This is a genomic window from Ignavibacteriota bacterium, assembly GCA_013285405.1.
Taxonomy (GTDB): Bacteria; Bacteroidota; Ignavibacteria; order Ignavibacteriales; family Ignavibacteriaceae; genus IGN2.
The window spans coordinates 2,439,331-2,460,383 of sequence record CP053446.1 but is presented as its reverse complement, the minus strand read 5'-3'; the positions used below and the strand labels follow the sequence as shown (position 1 = coordinate 2,460,383).

Sequence of the window (21,053 nt, the reverse complement as noted above, 5' to 3'; positions counted from 1 at the left end):
CTGATAATTCTATGTCACCTTTGTGAGTTAATAGACACTATATCTATGTCAGCATAAAATAAATAGAATTAAACAAAAAAAAGTAAATAAACATTAAGTTTTCTAATCAACAGCAAATTTCAATAAATAATAAGGAGTATAAAATGAATAACTATATTTTTACCAGAGTATCAACTGCAATTATTATTTCCATTTTGATCACTTCACTTTCCTTCGCACAAAACTGGCACATTCAAAATTCAAATACAATCAAAGAATTGGAAGGAATTCACATGATCACTTCCACTGAAGGCTGGATATGCGGAGATGACGGAGTTATGCTTCATACCACAAATTCCGGAGATACCTGGACCGTTTCTACATTAACAAGTTCAGATCTGAATCAAATTGTATTTAAAGATGCAAGCAATGGAATTGTTGTTGGCGATGACGGAGAAATTTTCACCACTACAAATGGCGGCACAAATTGGATTTTAAAAAACAGCGGCACAAACACGGATTTCAATGGAGCAGCTTATGCAGGCAATTCAACTTATTTTGCTGTCGGTGATACAGGTGTAGCTTTCAAATCTACTGATAATGGAAACACCTGGATAAGTTTAAATACCAGTACTGTTCAAGAACTTCATAGTGTCGCAGCAATTGATCAGAATGTTTGGATCGGTGCAAGAAATGGTCTAATGTTATTTTCAAGTAATGGAGGGACAACTTTCGCTTCGATGAGCAATCCGGCAAGCGATGATATAAAAGATATTCAATTCATTGATGCGTCAACGGGATTTGCCTGTGGTAGTAATTCATTTTTTATGTTCACAAGTGATGGTGGTACTAACTGGGTTTCACGTTCTTCAGGAATTCAACATGAGTTGGATGGGTTACATTTTGTGAATCAGTCCATTGGTTGGGTTGTAGGAGATGCAGGAAATTTATACTCAACAACAAACGCAGGATTAAATTGGATTGCGGAACAATCACAAACCATACAGGATTTAAATTCTATTCATTCTTTCGATGGAATTAATGTATGGGGTGTCGGAGAATTTGGAGTAATAATTACGAATTACTCATCACCAAGCGGAATCGATTTGGAAAATAATATTGCATTTAATTATAACCTCGAACAAAATTATCCGAATCCGTTTAATCCTTCTACAACAATTTGGTTTTCAATTCCCGCATCAGGATTCATATCGCTAAAGGTTTACAACACTTTAGGTGTTGAAGTCAAAACTCTCGTAAATCAGGTTTTATCAGCTGGTTCATATAGTATCGAATTCAATGCTGATGGATTAAACAGCGGCGTGTTATTTTATACGTTAAGCAGTAACAATTTCAAATACACACGGAAGATGATCCTTACAAAATAACTTACCGAACAATCTAATGATTCACCCTCTCAGGTTCCTTTCTGGGAGGGTTTTTTCTCTTGAGATAGTATGATTATTCATTAAAAAATATTACAGACAGAACTTTTTGTCCATCTTTAGCTAATGGTATATCTTTTTTGTAATATTTAAGAGAAATGTCACTATCTTTTATCGCTCAGACACTATTATGAATAAATAACGTTTAACCGAAAAGGATTTTATTATGCGGATGCTATTTAAACCTTATGTAATTGCTGATCGAAATATCAGGGTCAAATCATATTTAACCCCTGTCATATTGTTAATATTATTCATAGTTAACTTAAATGTTACAGCACAATGGAACACGCAAAGTCCGATTCCAACTTTTCTGGATGTAAGAGGAGTTGGAGCACCAACTGCTGACCGTGTTTTTATCGCAACCGAAGATAATTCTTTCGACAATAGTGGTGCGTTATTCGAATCGAATGATGGTGGAAACACATGGGTTCAGCGGAACATTCCCTTCAGTTTATTCGATGGCTTTAATGGATTATTTTTTCTCGATAGTCAGAATGGCTGGGCTTTCGGTAACGATAATTATCGAACAACTGACGGAGGAACTAACTGGACACAACTTCCCTTTCTCGGTTCAACATATTTTATGAAATTTTATACGACAACTTTCGGATTAGCAACAGGAAATTTTGATCGGTATGTTAGTTATGATGCAGGAAATAACTGGGTTGTATCTCCAAATAATATTTTCGCATTTGATTTTACAAATGATCAGATTGGACTTGGTGTTTCTGAAGCCGGTGTTTTCAGATCAAATGATGGTGGAAATACATTCATCTCCGTTCTTTCAGGTGATGCAAAGGCGGCTGTTTTTCTTTCAGATACAATTGCAATTAGCATAATAAATGAAACCTTTTATCGTTCAGATGATGGTGGACTAACGTGGAGTCCGGTAGTCTCAACCAATGGAAGAACTAAACTAACAGCAATCTCCTCAAGCGTAATTATTGCATGGGGAAGAACTGGTGGTTGGCCGAATTATGATGACAGAGTTTTAAGATCTTCAGATGGAGGACAAAGCTGGACAGATCTCGGAGAAATAATTCCTGAAGGTGTTGATGAATTTACTGTAGTTGATTTTCAAACTATTGTTGCGTCTGATGAAATTGGAAATATGCATCAATCTATTAATGCCGGATTGAATTGGACACAAACTTTCGTTTCAAGAGGTCAACAGCCAAGTTTCTTCAATAGCTCTGCTCCATATTTTTCTAATACTCAGGTTGGCTATTTTGCTTATGGTGCTGGCTTCGTTATTAAAACAACTGACTCAGGTGCTTCGTGGTTCCAGATTTCAAGTGGTACAGGAAAATCACTAAATGATGTTGCGATGTTTTCAAATGGAAACCTTCTTGCTGTTGGTGATAATGGGACACTTCTTTCGAGTGATGGATTTACACCTTGGATAATACATGAAAGATTTTCACAAAATAATCTTAAAGCAGTTCAGGCTGTTGGAACAAATGAAGCCGTACTTGTTGATGAAACAGGTCAGGTATTTATGAGCACTGATGGAGGAACGAATTGGACAGCGACCGTTAATAAACCTTCAAGTATGTCCTCAGCAGAAGATATTCATTTTACCTCATTACTTGATGGTTGGGTAATTGGTGTGAGTTTTAACACCGGAGCTTTGTATCATACTACTGATGGAGGAACAACCTGGATTCCGGTTACTGATTTTTTAGGCGCTTATAAATCTGTTGATGTAGAAGGTTCAAATATTTGGGCTGCTAACGTCGGTGAAATTTATTACAGAAGTACTGATAATGGTGCTACATGGATTCAGGCTGAACTTCCTTCTACACAGGTTCAAATTGAGGATATGGAATTTTTAAATGAAAGTATTGGTTATGCGGTTGGATGGTGGGGTCAGGCTTTTCGCAGTAATGATGGTGGAATAACATGGGAAATTTTACCCACACCATCCACCAACGATAACTTTACTGATATTCATTTACTCAATGCAAATGAACTCTGGATAAGCACAAATAATAATGTAGCTTATTATTCTGCGACAGGAGGACAGAGCTGGTCTGTTATACAAATTGATTCAGACGGTTTTGGAATCTTCAGTTCTATCACTGCAGTTCCCGGAGGTGATGCATGGATAGTTGGTGCTCAAGGATACATTGAACATTTTACAGGTCCTCCACCACCACCAGTAAATCAACCACCAGTAGCATCTTTTGAATTTAATACAAATGGATTGACAGTTGATTTTACTGACACTAGTACGGACCCGGATGGATTCATTGTAAGTTGGGAATGGAATTTTGGTGATGGAACAAGTTCAACTCAGCAAAATCCAACGCATACTTTTAATATAGCCAATACTTATATCGTTACTTTGACAGTCACCGATGATGATGGAGATACTGGAACTATCGGGAAACTCGTTGTTGTGCAACCCGGGCCTGGCGGTACTTTTGGTGATTTCACTGAGGTTACACCTCCGGATTCAATCTTCGTCACATCACAGGATGAAGATTTCTGGGTAATAACAACTGCACCTGCAGATTACGATAATGATGGTGACCTTGATATTGCAGTATTAGGTTATTTTGTAGAATACTTCGTGAGTGTTGAAGACAGATTAATCCTTATTCAAAATAATGGTCAGGCAGATTCCACAAGATGGGATTTTTCATATATCAACATTCCACTCGGCTCACTCACAACCGGTGCATCTGATCTTGCATGGGGAGATTTTGATGGTGATACAGATCTTGATCTCGTTGTAGGAACAGATGGCAGCACATCCATCTATCGTAATGATGAAGGAACACTCGTGTTAACTGATATTAACCTTCCCGGGTATTGGGAAGAGAACAGTCAGGCAGATTTTGATCTTCGTTCCATAACCTGGGCAGATTATGATAATGATGGTGATGCCGATCTTCTAATCCCATCAGTTTTCGATAATTCAACTTTTTCTTATAAGACTGTGCTTATGAGAAATGATGGACCAAATACCGGAGGCGGGTGGTTTTTTACTGCAATTGATTCTTTATTTTCTCCAACTAGCCATGCACAGAGTTCGTGGGCTGACTTCGATGGTGATCAGGATCTCGATTTACTTTTAGTAAATGTTGCTCCGTTAACTGATGATGGATTCATTAAGCGGTACAGGAATGACGGCGGCGGAAATTTCACAGTCGAAAATATACTCGGATCTTTAAGCATTGAACACGGTGAATCTCAGTGGGGAGATTATGATGGTGATGGTGATCTGGATTTACTCGTTGCTGGAAACTTGAAAGAAATTGATAGCACATATACCGCCATGGCACTTCGCATTTATAAAAACGAAGCGGAAACATTTATCCCCTTTGAAGTTATAAACTGCATACCTTGTGAAGGATGGTTTGATATTACTGCAGCAACATGGGCTGATTATAATTCTGATGGTGATATGGATATTTTATTAGCTGGCAATTACAATTCTGGTTCACAAATCGAAGGTCGCGCACGGATTTATACTAATGATGGTGGAACTTTCATTGCTGATACTGCTAATACTCTTCCGGCACCGAGAGCAGCCGGTGATCGTGGTGGAACTTTTTCATGGTTTGATTTAGATGGTGATGCTGATCTTGATTATTTCATTGCCGGTCAATATTTCGTACCGGGTGGAAATGGATTAGTTGAAGCTCAAATGCATGTCTATCGCAATGATGTTTTAGAATTAAATGAAGCTCCAACAATACCAACAGGGTTGGAAGGTACACTTCTTTCTGAGAATTCAATTCTCTTATCGTGGCTGCCTGCAACAGATGACCATACACCCTCACAAGCTATAACTTATGATCTTGTTATCATACGAAATGGAACACACGTCCCAATTGGAAATGAAAATAGTCCTTCGAATATTGTACTTACGCGTTTGCCTGAGCCGGGAAATATCAGTGCGGTTGTTGAATGGTCATTGACTGGATTACAAAATGGAGATTATCAATGGCAGCTTCGAGCAGTTGATGCAGCTTATGCGGGAAGTAATATAGCAATTGGAGAATTTAGTATTGGTGCAGTCTCTGTAGATGAGCAAAATGAAATTCCATTAAGTTTTAACCTCGAACAAAATTATCCGAATCCGTTCAATCCTGTTACTTTGATTACTTACTCAATTCCTGAAGCTGGTCAGATTTCATTAAAAATCTATGATGCATTGGGAACTGAAATAGCAGTTCTTGTGAATGAATTCAAACAAGCCGGTATTTACAATCTGAAATTTGATGGAAGCTGTTTTTCAAGCGGTGTATATTTTTATCAATTAACTGCAGATAATCCTTCGACAGGCTCAGGACAAAGTTTTATTGAGACGAAAAAAATGATTATGATGAAATAGCCCCAAAAAATTAATGCCCTCTCTGAATTATTTGGGCGCGTCTGCTAATTTAAACTATTTGTATTCGCTAATCTTTATTGATGTCACCAAAGTTAGTATTCAAATACTATATAATTCACAACTATCAATAAATTAACAGGAGTCTAAAATGTTACAAAAAATTTTTATCGCAGTTGGAATTATTTTTTCACTTACTTTAAATATTGCATGTTCTGAAGATGTTAATAATCCGGATAGCGATTCAAATATTAATAAGACGCAGGCAGTTCAAAAGGCACAGCAGACAAATTCCGGAACAGTAACTAAAACAGAATCGACAATCCATGACGGCGTTAAAGTCTGGGAAGTTTACATGATTACTACATCAGGCGGTGAATTAAAAATAAAGTACCGTGTTGATAATGGCACATTGGTTGAAATGAAGGGTACGTCTCCTTCGTTTGATTATGAAGTTCAACCCGGAATGAATTTAATTAATTATTCAACTGCAAAAACTATTGCCTTAAATGTAAAGAATGGTGATATCATAGATTGGAAATTAGAAAAAGATGAAAGTGATAACAGATGGGAATACAGATTTATTATATCGCTGGAGTGGGAAATCAGAATTGATGCTGTTACCGGAGTTGTATTAAGAATTAAGTAATTTTGGTAAGCCTTACAAAAACATTTAAGCGATGGAAGTACTTATTGAAAATATAGCAGCATATTTAATAGTAATTGCTTTCATCGCCTTGCTCTTCTATTACTACATTAATCAACACAAGAAAAAAACACAGAGCACCAAAAAGAAAATTGCCAAAGCTAAAGAACTAGGCTTCCACGAACCTGTATCGCTTCATCCGGTTGTTGATCATGATATATGCATTGGAAGCGGCGCTTGTGTTGCAGCTTGTCCGGAAAAAGATATTCTTGGTCTCATCAATGGAAAATCAACAACGATCAATGCTTCAAGATGTGTCGGACACGGAGCTTGCTTTCACGCTTGCCCTGTTCAGGCAATTTCACTTTGTATTGGTACTGAAAAAAGAGGTGTTGAACTTCCTCACATAAGTGAAGAATTTGAAACTACGATACCAGGAATTTTTATCGCTGGCGAACTCGGGGGAATGGGATTAATAAAAAACGCCGTCGAACAGGGAAAACAAGCGATGAATTATCTCGCTTCAAAATTGAAAAGTAAAGTCAATACAAAATATGATGTTGTAATTGTAGGTGCAGGACCTGCTGGAATTTCCGCTTCGCTTGAAGCAACCAAACAAAAACTAAAATTTGTAACACTTGAGCAGGATACACTCGGAGGGACGGTTTCAAATTTTCCAAGAGCAAAAATTGTTATGACTTCACCAATGGAACTTCCTCTACATGGAAAGGTTAAACTGACTGAAACTTCCAAATCAGAGTTATTAGAATTATGGAATGAAGTCCTATCAAAAAATAATATCATAATTAATGAACTCGAGAAAGTAGAAAAAATTGAGAAGCAAGGTGACTTGATAATAGTTCAAACAACAAAAAATCATTACACCACAAAATCTGTTTTGCTTGCAATCGGAAGAAGAGGTTCGCCAAGAAAACTCGACGTACCAGGCGAACAAAAAGAAAAAGTATATTACAGATTATTAGAGCCAGAGTTGATACACAATCAAAAAGTTTTAGTGGTTGGCGGTGGTGATTCTGCAATAGAAAATGCTTTACTGCTTGCAGATGAAAACAATAAAGTTACCCTTTCCTACAGGAATGAATCATTCTCAAGATTAAAACCTAAAAATCTGGAACGCATTAATAATTATTCAAAAAACGGGAAAGTAAAAGTCATACTTAATTCTGAAGTTATTGAAATCTTTGATAACAGCGTGATGCTGAAAGTATCAAATGAAAATAATCCTCTCGTTTTAGAAAATGATCTGGTTTATATTTTCGCTGGTGGAATACTGCCAACAAAATTTTTAGAGGAAATTGGTATAAGAATTACCAAGAAATTCGGTGAAGCAGTTTTGAAGCACTCATAGATTTCAGGAAGAAATATTATCAGATTTTCTACATACTTCTTAATTCTCGGATTTTATTTTCCTCTGTTCGCACAGATCTCTCCCGGCGATCTAACAAGTTTTCATGCTAACCTTGAAGGAATAAGTAATTGCACAAAATGTCATGAACTTGGTGAACAGGTTAACAATTCAAAATGCCTTGATTGTCATACTGAAATAAACACGAGGATTAGTTCAGGTTCTGGTTACCATTCCAGTTCCGGGGTAAAAGGTAAAAATTGTTCAAACTGCCACAGCGAACATCACGGAAGAAATTTTAGAATAGTAAACTTCAAGTCGGAATCATTTAATCACGAGAAGACAGGATTCAGCTTAACAGGAAAACACGACAATATTGATTGCAATGAATGTCACAAGTCAGATTTCATTTCGGATTCAAATCTGAAAAAAAGAAAAAATACTTATCTTGGTTTGAGTACGGATTGTTCTGCCTGTCACGAAGATTATCATCAAAAAACCCTTGGTGAAAATTGCAGCAGTTGTCATAACTCAGAATCATTTAAACCTGCAATAAAATTTGATCACTCTTCGGCTGCGTTTAAATTAACCGGTGCGCATCAGAAAGTAGAGTGCAGTGGCTGTCATAAAATTCAAAATAAAAACGGAAAAGAATTTCAGACATTTAAAGGAATTCCTTTTCAAAATTGTAACTCATGTCATAAAGATGTTCATAACGGAAGCTTTGGACAGAATTGTTCAGGTTGTCATCAAACATCAAGTTTCAGGCAATTGCTTACTGGCTCATTTGACCACAGTAAAACAAAATTTCCATTGGCAGGAAAACATAAATCTGTTAATTGCAACAACTGTCACAAAGCACCATCCGGTTATAAAATGCAATTTGCTCTCTGTACTGACTGCCACACAGATTATCACAAAGGACAATTCATCGTTAACAATGTCACAGAGAATTGTGCTGACTGCCATTCTGAAAATGGATTCAAACCCTCATTATATACATTGGAGAAGCATAACAAATCACAATTTCAACTTACAGGTGGTCATTTAGCTACGCCTTGTGAAAGCTGCCACTATCAGCAAAATATCTGGCACTTTAAAGGTATAGGAATTACGTGTGTTAGCTGTCATGAAAACATTCATAAAAATGAGTTAAAAGTCGAATATCTTCCTGAAAATAATTGCAGTTTTTGTCACCAAACTGTAAGCTGGAATACTATATCATTTGATCACAACAGAACCTCTTTCGTTTTGCAAGGAAAACACAGCTATATTTCCTGTGGCTCGTGCCATCGAAAAATTGAGGAAGAAATTTCATCAATTATTTTTACTTCGTTAAATAAAGAATGTGAGACTTGCCATAAAGATATTCACTTTGATCAATTTAAAGTTGAAGGAATTTCTGATTGCAGCAGATGCCATACTTTTGAAAACTGGACGCCCGAAAAATTTGATCATAACAAAACAAATTTTAGTTTGGAAGGTGCTCATCACAAAGTGGAATGTGCCGGATGTCATCCAAAAGTAGAATTAAATGGGAATACTTTTATCAAATTCAAATTAGATGATTTTAAATGCGCTGCTTGTCACAAAAAATAATATTGATTTTATTTCTGACTGTTTCTTCGCTTGCGCAGTCACCTCATGGCGAAAAGTTTAATTACGATTGCGAACTTTGCCATCAATCTTCAAGCTGGAAAATTGATGTGAAGAATGTCAAATTTGATCATAGTACAACAACTTTTGAGCTGGTTGGTCAGCATAAAGCCACAGACTGCAGAAGCTGCCATACAAATCTTGAATTTTCAAAAATAAATTCTGATTGCATTTCGTGTCATACAGATTTACACCAGGGAACTGTTGGAAAAGATTGTTCGAAATGTCATTCATCAAAAACCTGGATGGTTGAGGATATAAATGGGCTTCATCAGAAAGGAAGATTTCCTCTGCTCGGAAATCATTTAACCGCAGACTGCCAGCAGTGTCATACTCGTTTTATTGATCTGTATTTTGAACCGCTGAATACGGATTGTTTTGCTTGTCATGATGATGATTATAAATCTACCCAAAACCCGAACCATGTGGCAGCGGAATTTTCAACTCAGTGTGAAGATTGTCATGATCTCACAGCTTCTTCATGGTCATCGGTAAATATAGCTCACGACTTTTTTCCACTTGTTGGTGGTCATACAATCTCAAATTGTTTTGCCTGTCATGAAACCGGCGGAAACTTTGCAGGTCTTTCACCTGAATGTTTCGCTTGTCATGATGATGATTATAATAATCCTGCAAATGATCCAAATCATATTGCTGCAAACTTCCCTACTGACTGCCAGCTCTGCCACACTATTAATGGATGGTCACCATCTTCATTTGATCATGCATTAACTGCGTTTCCATTAACCGGGCAGCATATAACTGTTCAATGCCAGAACTGTCACACTTCGGGTTACTCGGGCACACCTACCAATTGTTTTTCTTGTCATCAGGAAGATTACAATGCAACACAGGATCCGAATCATGTATTAAAAAATTATTCAACGACATGCACTGATTGTCATACCACAAATGGCTGGGATGAAATCATAAACTTTAATCACAACATAACTCAGTTTCCGTTAACCGGGGCACATATCACTACAGATTGCAGCAGTTGTCATCAACAGGGATTTACAAACACACCGATTGATTGTTTTCTCTGTCACACTGCAGATTATAATAATTCTACAAATCCAAATCATATCGCCGCAGGTTTTCCGACTACTTGTGTGGACTGTCATACTACTGCCGCCTGGGCTCCATCAACATTTGATCACGATGGACAATACTTCCCAATTTATACCGGTGAACATGCCGGCGAATGGAATTTGTGTGCTGATTGTCATGAGATAGCAAATAATTTTGCAGTATTCACCTGCACAAGTTGCCACGAGCATAATCAGCAAGATATGGATGATAAACATCAGAGTGTTCAGGGTTACGTTTATGAAAGTAATGCTTGTCTCTCCTGTCATCCGGATGGAACAAAAGGGAATGCATTTAATCATAGTAATTCAATTTTTCCATTAACTGGCGCGCATACAACTCTTGATTGTATTCAATGTCATCAGAGTGGGTATTCAGGAACTCCAGCACAGTGTCTTGCCTGTCATCAGAATCAATATAATAATTCTGCAAATCCAAGTCATACAGTACTTTCATTGCCAACAGAATGTGAACAATGCCATACAACTAATCCTGACTGGCAGCCTGCAACATTCCCGATTCACAATCAATTCTTCGAATTACTCGGTGCTCATGCAAATGTTCCAAACTGCAGTGATTGTCATAATGGAAATTATAGCAACACTTCAAATACATGCATTGGCTGTCATCAGGAAGAATATAATATTGCACCGGAACATGCTGCGCAGGGTTTTCCAACAAATTGTGAAATGTGTCATAATTCTATTGCATGGAATCAGGTTACTTTTGATCACAACACAACCAACTTCCAATTGACCGGAGCTCATATCAATGTAAATTGTTCTGATTGTCATGAATCTGGTTTTACAGGAACAACAACGATCTGTTATGATTGTCACACAACTGATTATCAGCAAAGCAGCAATCCAAATCACACTGCATTATCATTACCAACTGATTGTGTACAATGCCATACAACTAATCCTGACTGGCAGCCTGCAACATTCCCGATTCACAATCAATTCTTTGAATTACTCGGTGCTCATTCAAGTATCACAAACTGCAATGATTGTCACAATGGAAATTATAACAACACTCCGAATACTTGTATCGGCTGTCATCAAAATGAATTTAACGGAACTGTAAATCCACCTCATCAGTTATTAAATTTCTCTACTGATTGTTTGCAATGTCATAATATGAATGGATGGATACCGGCAAGTTTCAATCATTCATTCTTCCCGATTTCAAGCGATCATAATAACGTTGATTGCAGCGAATGTCATTCAGAACCAAATTATCAGCCTCAATGTCTCAGTTGTCATCTTGAAGACTTTTTAGATGAACATGACCAGGGCGATCCAACCAATTGCTGGGATTGTCATTCTACTTTTGACTGGAATGATAATTCTCCTGGATTGAAACAAATGAGGAGAGTTGAATAATGAAATCGCAGCTCGTTATTTTATTAATCATATCGTTTAATATATTGTCAGCTCAGACAAAGAATACGAGGCTTCTTGAAGGAGTAATCAGTTATATATCATCACAAAATATTTATGTAAAGTTCGTCAGCACTAATGGAATTGAAATCGGCGATACACTTTTTCTAAAAAATAATAATGATTTTTTACCTGCAATAAAAGTAGATCATAAGTCTTCAACTTCGTGTGCCGGAAGTAGTATTATAAGCAGAAAGCTGGAGATCAATGATTTACTTTATGCAATTATTCCTGAAATTATAAAAGATTCAACAACAGAAGCAGTTATATCCACAACACTTATTCCTGTTGTTATTCCAACTGTAACTTCCGGGGAAATTATTACTAAAACTACATTAGAACCTGTCTCCTCATTCTCTGGAAAGATTTCGGTACAATCTTATTCTAACTTTACGAATAATCAGGCAAGCTATGATTATCAGCGATGGAGATATACTTTTCAGTTAAATGCAAACCGAATTGGAAGTTCCGGATTTTCTTATTCACAATATATCAGTTTTGCATATCGGGCAGATGACTGGAATAGAATCTCCTCTGATCTTTCAGAAGCGATAAGAGTTTATGATCTTGCTGTCAAATACAATTTTAATGAACGAACACTCATCTGGCTTGGAAGACATCTCAATAACAAAATTTCAAGCATCAGTTCAATTGACGGACTTCAGTTTGAATCAGGAATTAATGAATGGTCAATTGGTGCTGCTATTGGCTCACGACCAGATTTCAACAATATGGGATACAACTTTAAATTGTTTGAGTATGGTGCGTACATAAATAGAGCAGATTTACTTGCAAACGGTGATATGCAAAACACTCTTGGTTACTTTGAGCAGACAAACGATTTTAAAACTGACAGACGATTTCTCTATTATCAGCATTCAAATTCTGCAATTCAAAGCACTAGAATTTTTCTATCAACTGAGATTGATCTTTATAAAAAAGAAATGGGTGAAAGTAAAACGGAATTTTCACTCACAAGTCTTTTCACTTCAGTAAACATCCGACCGAGTGATTTCTTTGCAGTGATGATTTCTTATGATGCAAGAAAGAATGTCATCTACTATGAAACTTTCAAAACGCTTGTTGACAGTATAATTGAAAATGAAACAAGACAGGGTTTCAGAACAAGGTTAACTCTCAAACCATTTAATAATTTTTATATCGGCGGCGATTACGGTTACCGCCACCGCAAAGGTGACTTGAAACCCTCAAACAATTATGGTGGAAGCATTTCCTATTCACAAATTCCGGGAATTGAATCGAGTGTAACAGTTTCTTTTAATAAATTAAGCAGCAGCTATACAGAAGGCGATATCTGGACTGCAAGTTTGAATCGACCGATTGCCTTTGGATTTGATGTTATGCTTGGTTACAGATTCACTAATTATAAATTCAGATCAGGAATTGATGATCTCAAACAGAACTCGGTTTCAATTAATCTAAATACTTACTTTCTGAAACCTGTTCTGCTGAATTTCACTTATGAAGGAATTTTTTGGAAATCCATCACTTCGGGAGAAGACGTTCAATCATCAGGGAGATTTTTGGCTAATCTTACTTATAGATTTTGATTTTGTGTTTTTTAAAATAAAAGTAGCACAGAGTTATTCCGAAGGAATGGAGGTTGTGTGAAAATTCAGAAAAACCGTTAAAACGGTTGCAATTAGTTTTTTTTTGCATTTTCCCACAGTTAAAACTGTGGGTTAATAATATTCATACAGACTCAATGGCTTTGCCACTAATCTGTGCTACAAAGCAAAACCAATGTGAGACTCACCTTCGAGGTGAGTCTCACGTAATAAAATTATTTCATTAAAATCATCTTCTTAGTCTGTACAAAATTATCAGTCACTATAGTATAATAGTAAACTCCTGCGGATAGATGATTTGCATTGAAGACTATTTCATAACTTCCTGCTTGTTTTTCTTCATTCACAAGTGTAGCAACTTCATTACCAAGTACATCATAAACTTTTAGTGATACAAAACCGCTCACCGGTAACTGATAACTGATTACCGTATTTGGATTGAAAGGATTCGGATAGTTCTGTTCGAGCACAAATCCATTTGGTGCTAAATTATCTACTGCTGCTATTTCGCTGAAAGAGTATTTTCCGTTATAATCAATTTGCTTCAATCTATATTCTAATGCAGTTGCATTTATTCCGGTGATGTCGTCTTCGTAGCTGTAATATTGAGTTTCGGTGGTTGTGCCATTACTTTCCCTGAATCCTACCAACATCCAGTCACTTGTTTTTTCATCCTGAATATTTCTTCTATAAATTTCAAACCGCTGATTGTTAGTTTCAGTAGCAGTTACCCACTCAATCAGAATTTTTGCTCCTTTGTTTATTGCTGTGAATGAAGTAAGCTCAACCGGAACATTATTTTCATCCATAGTTAAAGCTTTAATACAAAGGTTTGCACTGCCCGCAGGCCACGGAGGATCTGCATAATAATACATATCCTGCCATTGAGAACCATCCCAGTAAAAACTTTCATTCGGATGAGAAGTAGAAGTGACAATAGTTAAATATGAATCTCCGACTAAAAGTACAGGAACTTCAGATGTCCTGTCAAAAGGCTGTCCACCTCTCGAAAGATTCAGGTAAACATAAAAGTCATTTCCATCTTCAAGAAGAATTGGATTTGCAATATCGATTGTGTAGAAACCGGTAAACTGTTTGTATCCAGATTGTGAAAATAATTCATTCTGGAGCTGACCACCCGTAAAAGTGTCATACACTTTAACTGTATAATCAAAGCTGTCTGCCGCAGCAAAGAAACTTACTGCTGTTAAATATTCGTTTGATCCAGCAATGAATGCATTAAAACCTTCATTGCAATCTGTTTTTGTTGCTCGCCATCCATGATAGTCATGATAATAAATGTTATCATATCTCTGCGGTTCAACATCTTTAAATGTGACGGCGCCCATTTCAATATTTTTTCCGCAATGTTTATCATAATATGAAATCCAGAAGTAACCACTTAATCCCCAGCCGGCACCCCAGCTATTTTTTACACGCCAAGCACCCGGCAATGGAGCTTGTGTTACCTTATTATCATCCCAGCCTACAATGGAAACTGCGTGATTCGGATCTAATGTTGATGTTGGCGGTTGGTAGTGAATATAGTTTTGAATAAATGAACCATCGTAACACATGCATGTGCCCATTACTCCATAATCCATTATCAATTGTTTTAGAGTATTTATATTGCTCAAATCAGAATAGGTATTTAACCAATAAATTTCTCTAGGATAATAATAATGCCAGCTTGTGTCAGATCTTTGTGGAGGATTGCTGTAAGATTGTCCATCAATATCTCTTACGGCTCCTTCTCCTCTTGATAAATAAGCTGATGCAACTCTGTAATCTCCTCCTTCGTGAACTACCAATCCATCACCGGTTGGCGGATTAAGATCTTCGTTATAAAACTGATTAAAACCATTCCACCAATCAAGATGGTACTCAGCCAGATTTGGCTCACCAGTTTCTCCGTTATTTGCCCAGGCACCTGTCATCAAAAGATTACCCTCCATTGCAGCCATCGTACCGTGTGTCCAGCAAGTTCCACCTTGCTGTGATTTGACTGATGTTACATAATTCACACCATTAACATTCCTCAAATCAAAAGATGCAGGAAGTGTTTGCGCTGTAATTGAAAGCTGCACAAACAGCATAAGCAAGCATACAAAAATTGAATAATATTTTTTCATCACTACCTCAAATGATTAATGAAATTGATTGAATTTTAGATTTTATTTTTCTTTGAAAAGGATATAGTTCTTTGCGAGTACAAAAACAGAACTGGCGTGTCCGGAAAGTTTCTGTTAGTGATGCATTTTTAGCGCAATATAATCTAACAGACTTAATGTCTGAAAATCCCCGAGTTTAAAACTATTAAATCAACTCTTTAAACTTATTCATTTTCAGTTTAAAAAGCTTGTCATAGTAATCATTTATTCTCATCATTAATCTCAAAAAGAAATTTTAATTTTGAATTAAGGCAGCTTCAAATTATGTTTAAATAGTTCTTTTCCCGACATTTGTCGGGATTACGGTGTTCCCACCCCGACTTGTCGGGGCAAGGGAAATTATAGGGAAGTCCGGTGCGATTAATTCATCATAGTCATCCTGAACTTGTTTCAGGATCCAGATTCCGAACCAAGTTCGGAATGACAACATAGAATTATCAACTCCGGCGCTGTCGCGCAACTGTGAGAGCAATTAACAATTAAAAATTTACAATGAACAATTTCCTAATTTTTAATTGTTCGTTATTCATTGTTAATTGAATAAGCCAGGAGACCTGCCGTAAATTTACCTGCCACAGGCAGGCAAGTTTAATCAGCCTTCGCGAAAATCCCGCAAACGGGATAAAGAGGTAAGATTAACGATGGCATCATAAAATTTCCAATCGTTTTATCTCAGCTTTTTTAATACGCGAAGTTACTTACTAAACTTTTATTTACAGGAGTAACTTCTATGACAAACATAAAATTCATAATATTTTTTTCTACGTTTCTAATAACAGCGATTGCATCTGCACAAAATAACGATGTGCATAAAACTGATTCATCAGGTTTTTACAAACTTACTGATGTAGTAATATCTGCTTCTAAAACATCATCAAGCACACTTGAACTTGCAAACTCGATAACCGTAATTGATTCAGCACAAATTATTAATAGTAATCAAACAAATGTTTTCGATTTATTAAAAAGTGAATATGGGTTGTCGGTAACTCAGCCGGGCGGTCAGGGTGCTTTATCAACGATAAATATCAGAGGATCAAATCCTGAACACGTTTTAGTTTTAATTGATGGTATCGAAATGAATATGACAAGTGATGCGGCTAATGTTTATGATTTTGCAAATCTACCAGTTGAACAAGTTAACAGGATTGAAATACTTCGTGGACCGCAAAGTACACTTTACGGTTCTGATGCTTTAGCAGGAGTTGTGAATATTATTACAAATAAAGGAACTGGAAATTCCACGTTGCTTTTATCCGCAGAAGGCGGTTCCTATAAATCTTTTAAAGGAAGTGCGGGAGTATCCGGAAGTTTTAATGATCTGAATTTTGTTTTGTCGTATGCAAGAATTCAATCAGATGGCTTTTCAGCTTCCGGCGAAAAATATGGGAACACAGAGTCAGATGGTTACGCTGGAAATAATTTTTCTTCAAGAATAGGATATGATTTTAATAAACAGTCCGGAATGAATTTTTACTTCCGTTACACAAAAGCAAAAACCGATCTGGATCAGTTCGGTGGAAAATTTGGTGATGATCCTTCTTACATTTACAATCTCGAAGAGTTCACAACAAGAGCTGAAGGTTATTTTAATTTGTTTGATGGTCTGTGGGATCAAAAACTTGGTGTTTCATATCATAAAAATCTGCGTGAATATAATTTCGATTCCACTTTATATAATCCTGCTTCATCAGATAGTAAATATGATGGCAAAAAATACAAGCTGGATTGGCAAAATAATTTTAATCTGTTCAGATCAAATATTTTATCTGCCGGAATTGATTTTGAAACTGAAGAAGCTGAATCTGAATACTATTACAATTCATCATTCGGACCTTATGAAAGCTTAATTCCAAAGCACCAGGTTTCAACAACTGGATTTTATTTACTGGATCAGTTAAATATTGATAACAGAATTTTTACTTCGGTGGGAATCAGGTATGATCATCATGAAAAATTCGGAGGAGCTGTCACTTACAGAATTTCTCCTGCTTACATATTCTGGCAAACAGGAACAAAGTTAAAATTCAATATCGGTAATGCATTCAAAGCGCCTTCAATTTTTTATTTGTATGATCCTGTTTTCGGAAATGAAAATCTGAATCCTGAAGAAAATTTCGGATGGGATGCAGGTATCGAACAGTATTTGTGGTCTGATGGAATTTCAATCGGGATAAATTATTTCGCAAATAACTTTACGGATCTTTTCGGTACCGATGAAAATTTCAAAACAATTAATATTGAAGAAGCTGAAACAAACGGGATAGAATTTTTTACTAAAGCTAATTTAATGCGAGAGCTTGATTTTAATTTCAATTATACTTTCACACATTCGGAAGATAAAAGTGAAACTTCACCGGATTACAATCAAAAATTACTCAGAAGACCGGAACATAAAATTGCTTTGCTTATAAATTCAGACCTGACAGAAAAAGTAAATATAAATTTTGAAATTATTTACACTGGCGAAAGAGAAGATAAAAACTTTTCTTCATATCCTGTTGAAAGAGTTGTTCTCGCTGACTATACACTGATAAATATTGCAGCACATTATGACTTGCTGGAATTCCTGAGAATTTATGGGCGGATAGACAATCTGCTTGACAAACAATATGAAGAAATTTATGGCTATGGAACTCCGGGATTTTCTGTTTATGGTGGGATAAATCTCCGTGTTGAGTAAGAATGAAATTATAAAATATTATTTAATAATAATTAGACTTTTGACATTAATAAATTAACTTTATCTTTGAACAATTATAAACTGATAATATTTTCAAAATATTTTTTAGAAAGGATTAAAATATGTTGAATGAAATGAAATCCGGTAATGAGGGGAACAAAATCAACGCAAGATTCTGGGTACTCACACTAATGATTTTTGCTGCAGCATTTGTGCGTTTAATTCCTCATCCGCCAAACTTTGCACCAATCGCTGCGATGGCATTATTTGGTGGCGCATACTTCAATAAAAAGTGGGCAGCATTTCTCGTCCCGCTGACCGCAATGTTTGTTACAGATCTGATTCTTGGTTTCCACGAAACAATGTGGGCTGTATATTTAAGTTTTGCTTTGATAGTAGTGTTTGGAATGACAATGTTAAAAGAAAAGAAAGTTGTAAGCATTTTCTTTGCATCAGTTATTTCCTCAGTCAGCTTTTTTATAATTACGAATTTTGGTTTATGGGTTTCAACACCATACTATGAAAAAACAGGTGCAGGATTAGCTGCATGTTACACAGCAGCAATTCCGTTTTTCCATCAGACATTATTGAGCGATCTGTTTTTCGTTGGAGTATTGTTCGGTTTATATCATTTAGCAAAACAAAAATTACCGCAAATTGCTGATTCCAAAGTCTGATTGTAAGAGGCTGTCTCAAAAGGTTCTCTCAATAACTTTTCTTGTGAGACAGCCTCCTTATTATTTCTATGAAACCACTGTTAATTGATCTCGATGGAGTTTTGAAAATTGGTAATTCACCATCTCCTGATGTAAAAGAGCTTTTCGGATTCATTGAAGTAAATAAATTACCTGCCTGCATACTAAGCAATTCAACTTTAAGAACAAGCGAATTGGTAAGTGAATTTTTTAATTCACACAAAATAGAATTAAAAATTCCGGCTATAACTGCCTTCGATGCAACACTTTCATACGTTAAAAAGAATTATAGAAAAGTCTCGGTCTATTGTCGTGATTATTTGCTACATCATTTTAATGGAATGATTGATGAAGAAAATCCTGAAGCGATTGTAATCGGTGATATTGCAGACAAATGGAATTACCGGATCATAAATGATATCTTCAAAAAAGTTTTAGCCGGCGCCGATTTGGTCGCAATGCACAAGAATAAATACTGGAATCCTTACGGTGAACTTTTAATTGATGCGGGTGCTTTTATAACCGGGATTGAATTCGCTTCAAATAAAGAAGCGATTCTTATCGGAAAACCTTCAGCTAATTTTTTTAAAGCAGCACTTGAAAAAATTAATTGCAATATTGAAAAGGGATTCTTTATGATAGGTGATGATATTGAGAATGATATTCTTGCAGCACAGATGATTGGCGGAACAGGAATACTTATTTACACTGGAAAAACAAAATTCACTCCCGATAGTACTGTTAGTAAAATTCCCAACTACGAAGCGCACTCACTGAAGGAAGTAATTTCAATTATACAGAAGGAATTTCTGTAGTAGCTTTTCTGATGCTTCCCCGTCTCATTGCATATTTAACAATTCTTTTCAAAGCTTGTGCATAACTCATTCCTCCGTGAGCAGCAGATCGCATAAATCCTGCACCTTCAGTAATATCAGGATTTGGATTGACCTCCAGAACATAAAGCTTATTTTCTTTTGAGAGACGCATATCTACTCTTGCATAATCTCTGCATCCCATAACTTTAAATGCTTTAAAAGCAATTTCTTTAGCTCTCTTTTCAATTTTTTGAGGAAGTTGTGCCGGACAAATAGGAATTGTTTTGTGATAAGATTCATGTTGAGGATCCCATTTTGCCTGGTAACTCACGATATTGTGAAGATGATCTGGCATTGTCGAAAAATCAATTTCACTTATCGGAAGAACACGCAATCTTTTATCACCCATCACTGCAACATTCAATTCTCTCCCTTCAATAAATTCTTCCACAAGAACCGGTTGATTAAAGTTTTTTAAAACATACTCGATTCTTATTCGCAGCTGTTTGCCGTTATTAACGATAGAATCATTTTCAATTCCTACACTCGCATCTTCAAAAGCAGGTTTTACCAGGAGCGGATATTTAATTCTATGAGGATACTTTGTTGATTTGACCTGAACAATAAAAAAATGAGGGATCCTGATACCAGCAGAACCAAGTAATCTTTTTGCAAGTATCTTGTTTTGACAATTTGCGAGTCCCATCGCAGGAGCGCCAGTATATGGAACGCCCATAAGCTCAAATAAACCAACAATGTTCATTTCGAGGCGAGGGTTATCCTTGTAAATTTCAACAAAATTGAAGATGACATCGGGTTTCTGTTCTTTTATATTATTGAGCAAAAGGTCGAGGTTATCTTTTATATTCAATGTATATGTATTAAATCCAACTGAGCTTAGTTTTTTAGCAATATAATCATATTCCTCCATCGGAGTAGTTTTCTCAACCTCAAAATAGGTCTTAAACTCAATCTCTTTAGGCTCTGTTTCTGATACCTTTCGATACATTTCCGGCTGAGCTTCATTATAAACGACGGCAACTTTTATTTTGGCTCTTCTCATGTCTCAAATTTAAAGATATTTTCTTTTTAATCGAAAGAAATGTGCTGACTAATTCATTTTGATTAATTA

At 36.2% G+C, this 21,053-nt stretch carries 12 protein-coding genes, 3 pseudogenes and 1 riboswitch; of the genes and pseudogenes, 13 read left to right on the top strand and 2 right to left on the bottom strand.

Going from position 1 to position 21,053, the window contains the following annotated elements:
• The first annotated feature begins 143 nt into the window (after window positions 1-143).
• The 10 genes and pseudogenes from HND39_10705 (at window position 144) to HND39_10660 (ending at window position 13,539) form a co-directional block, all read left to right on the top strand.
• Window positions 144-1,367 carry a T9SS type A sorting domain-containing protein gene (locus tag HND39_10705; protein ID QKJ96710.1) on the top strand — a complete coding sequence of 408 codons (1,224 nt, stop codon included), beginning with the start codon at window positions 144-146 and terminating at the stop codon, window positions 1,365-1,367.
• Window positions 1,368-3,465: 2,098 nt separating this feature from the next.
• Window positions 3,466-3,831 (top strand): annotated as a pseudogene (locus HND39_10700) (PKD domain-containing protein).
• Window positions 3,832-4,377: 546 nt separating this feature from the next.
• Window positions 4,378-4,671 (top strand): annotated as a pseudogene (locus HND39_10695) (hypothetical protein).
• Between the two features lie 39 nt (window positions 4,672-4,710).
• Window positions 4,711-5,034: pseudogene (locus HND39_10690) on the top strand (VCBS repeat-containing protein).
• A gap of 48 nt (window positions 5,035-5,082) precedes the next feature.
• Window positions 5,083-5,772, top strand: a complete 690-nt coding sequence (locus HND39_10685; GenBank protein QKJ97971.1) for a T9SS type A sorting domain-containing protein — start codon at window positions 5,083-5,085, stop codon at window positions 5,770-5,772.
• Between the two features lie 148 nt (window positions 5,773-5,920).
• Window positions 5,921-6,418 carry a PepSY domain-containing protein gene (locus HND39_10680; protein ID QKJ96709.1) on the top strand — a complete coding sequence of 166 codons (498 nt, stop codon included), beginning with the start codon at window positions 5,921-5,923 and terminating at the stop codon, window positions 6,416-6,418.
• Between the two features lie 31 nt (window positions 6,419-6,449).
• Window positions 6,450-7,784 (top strand): NAD(P)-binding domain-containing protein, encoded by a 1,335-nt coding sequence (locus tag HND39_10675; GenBank protein ID QKJ96708.1) that lies wholly within the window; start codon window positions 6,450-6,452, stop codon window positions 7,782-7,784.
• Between the two features lie 63 nt (window positions 7,785-7,847).
• On the top strand, window positions 7,848-9,380 hold the full coding sequence (locus HND39_10670; protein ID QKJ97970.1) for a cytochrome C: 1,533 nt from the start codon (window positions 7,848-7,850) through the stop codon (window positions 9,378-9,380).
• Window positions 9,356-11,911, top strand: a complete 2,556-nt coding sequence (locus HND39_10665; protein ID QKJ96707.1) for a hypothetical protein — start codon at window positions 9,356-9,358, stop codon at window positions 11,909-11,911. The genes HND39_10670 and HND39_10665 overlap by 25 nt, the downstream gene beginning before the upstream one ends.
• Window positions 11,911-13,539 carry a hypothetical protein gene (locus HND39_10660; GenBank protein QKJ96706.1) on the top strand — a complete coding sequence of 543 codons (1,629 nt, stop codon included), beginning with the start codon at window positions 11,911-11,913 and terminating at the stop codon, window positions 13,537-13,539. The genes HND39_10665 and HND39_10660 overlap by 1 nt, the downstream gene beginning before the upstream one ends.
• Before the next feature lie 233 nt (window positions 13,540-13,772).
• Here HND39_10660 and HND39_10655 read toward each other — a convergent pair whose 3' ends face one another.
• A complete protein-coding gene (locus HND39_10655; protein QKJ96705.1) occupies window positions 13,773-15,689 on the bottom strand; it encodes a T9SS type A sorting domain-containing protein in 1,917 nt (638 codons plus the stop codon).
• 325 nt (window positions 15,690-16,014) lie between these two features.
• A riboswitch (cobalamin riboswitch) is annotated at window positions 16,015-16,305 on the top strand.
• 153 nt (window positions 16,306-16,458) lie between these two features.
• Here HND39_10655 and HND39_10650 point away from each other — a divergent pair.
• The 3 genes from HND39_10650 (at window position 16,459) to HND39_10640 (ending at window position 19,921) form a co-directional block, all read left to right on the top strand.
• Complete coding sequence (locus HND39_10650) at window positions 16,459-18,411, top strand: TonB-dependent receptor (protein QKJ96704.1); 1,953 nt, start codon at window positions 16,459-16,461, stop codon at window positions 18,409-18,411.
• A 191-nt stretch (window positions 18,412-18,602) separates the two neighbouring features.
• Entirely contained in the window at window positions 18,603-19,088 is a 486-nt protein-coding gene (locus HND39_10645) for a hypothetical protein (GenBank protein QKJ97969.1), read from the top strand.
• 68 nt (window positions 19,089-19,156) lie between these two features.
• Window positions 19,157-19,921, top strand: coding sequence for an HAD hydrolase-like protein (locus HND39_10640; protein ID QKJ96703.1), 765 nt, complete (start codon window positions 19,157-19,159; stop codon window positions 19,919-19,921).
• On the opposite strand, the gene HND39_10635 is transcribed toward HND39_10640, so the two are convergent.
• Entirely contained in the window at window positions 19,899-20,984 is a 1,086-nt protein-coding gene (locus HND39_10635) for an ATP-grasp domain-containing protein (GenBank protein ID QKJ96702.1), read from the bottom strand. The genes HND39_10640 and HND39_10635 overlap by 23 nt on opposite strands.
• Between the last annotated feature and the right edge of the window lie 69 nt (window positions 20,985-21,053).

What these genes read in the sequence shown, in the direction of transcription:
- HND39_10705 (QKJ96710.1), top strand. Translation starts at nt 144, where the DNA reads ATGAATAACTATATTTTTACCAGAGTATCAACTGCAATTATTATTTCC.
- HND39_10685 (QKJ97971.1), top strand. Translation starts at nt 5,083, where the DNA reads ATGCATGTCTATCGCAATGATGTTTTAGAATTAAATGAAGCTCCAACA.
- HND39_10680 (QKJ96709.1), top strand. Translation starts at nt 5,921, where the DNA reads ATGTTACAAAAAATTTTTATCGCAGTTGGAATTATTTTTTCACTTACT.
- HND39_10675 (QKJ96708.1), top strand. Translation starts at nt 6,450, where the DNA reads ATGGAAGTACTTATTGAAAATATAGCAGCATATTTAATAGTAATTGCT.
- HND39_10665 (QKJ96707.1), top strand. Translation starts at nt 9,356, where the DNA reads ATGCGCTGCTTGTCACAAAAAATAATATTGATTTTATTTCTGACTGTT.
- HND39_10660 (QKJ96706.1), top strand. Translation starts at nt 11,911, where the DNA reads ATGAAATCGCAGCTCGTTATTTTATTAATCATATCGTTTAATATATTG.
- HND39_10655 (QKJ96705.1), bottom strand. Translation starts at nt 15,689, where the DNA reads ATGAAAAAATATTATTCAATTTTTGTATGCTTGCTTATGCTGTTTGTG.
- HND39_10650 (QKJ96704.1), top strand. Translation starts at nt 16,459, where the DNA reads ATGACAAACATAAAATTCATAATATTTTTTTCTACGTTTCTAATAACA.
- HND39_10645 (QKJ97969.1), top strand. Translation starts at nt 18,603, where the DNA reads ATGATTTTTGCTGCAGCATTTGTGCGTTTAATTCCTCATCCGCCAAAC.
- HND39_10640 (QKJ96703.1), top strand. Translation starts at nt 19,157, where the DNA reads ATGAAACCACTGTTAATTGATCTCGATGGAGTTTTGAAAATTGGTAAT.
- HND39_10635 (QKJ96702.1), bottom strand. Translation starts at nt 20,984, where the DNA reads ATGAGAAGAGCCAAAATAAAAGTTGCCGTCGTTTATAATGAAGCTCAG.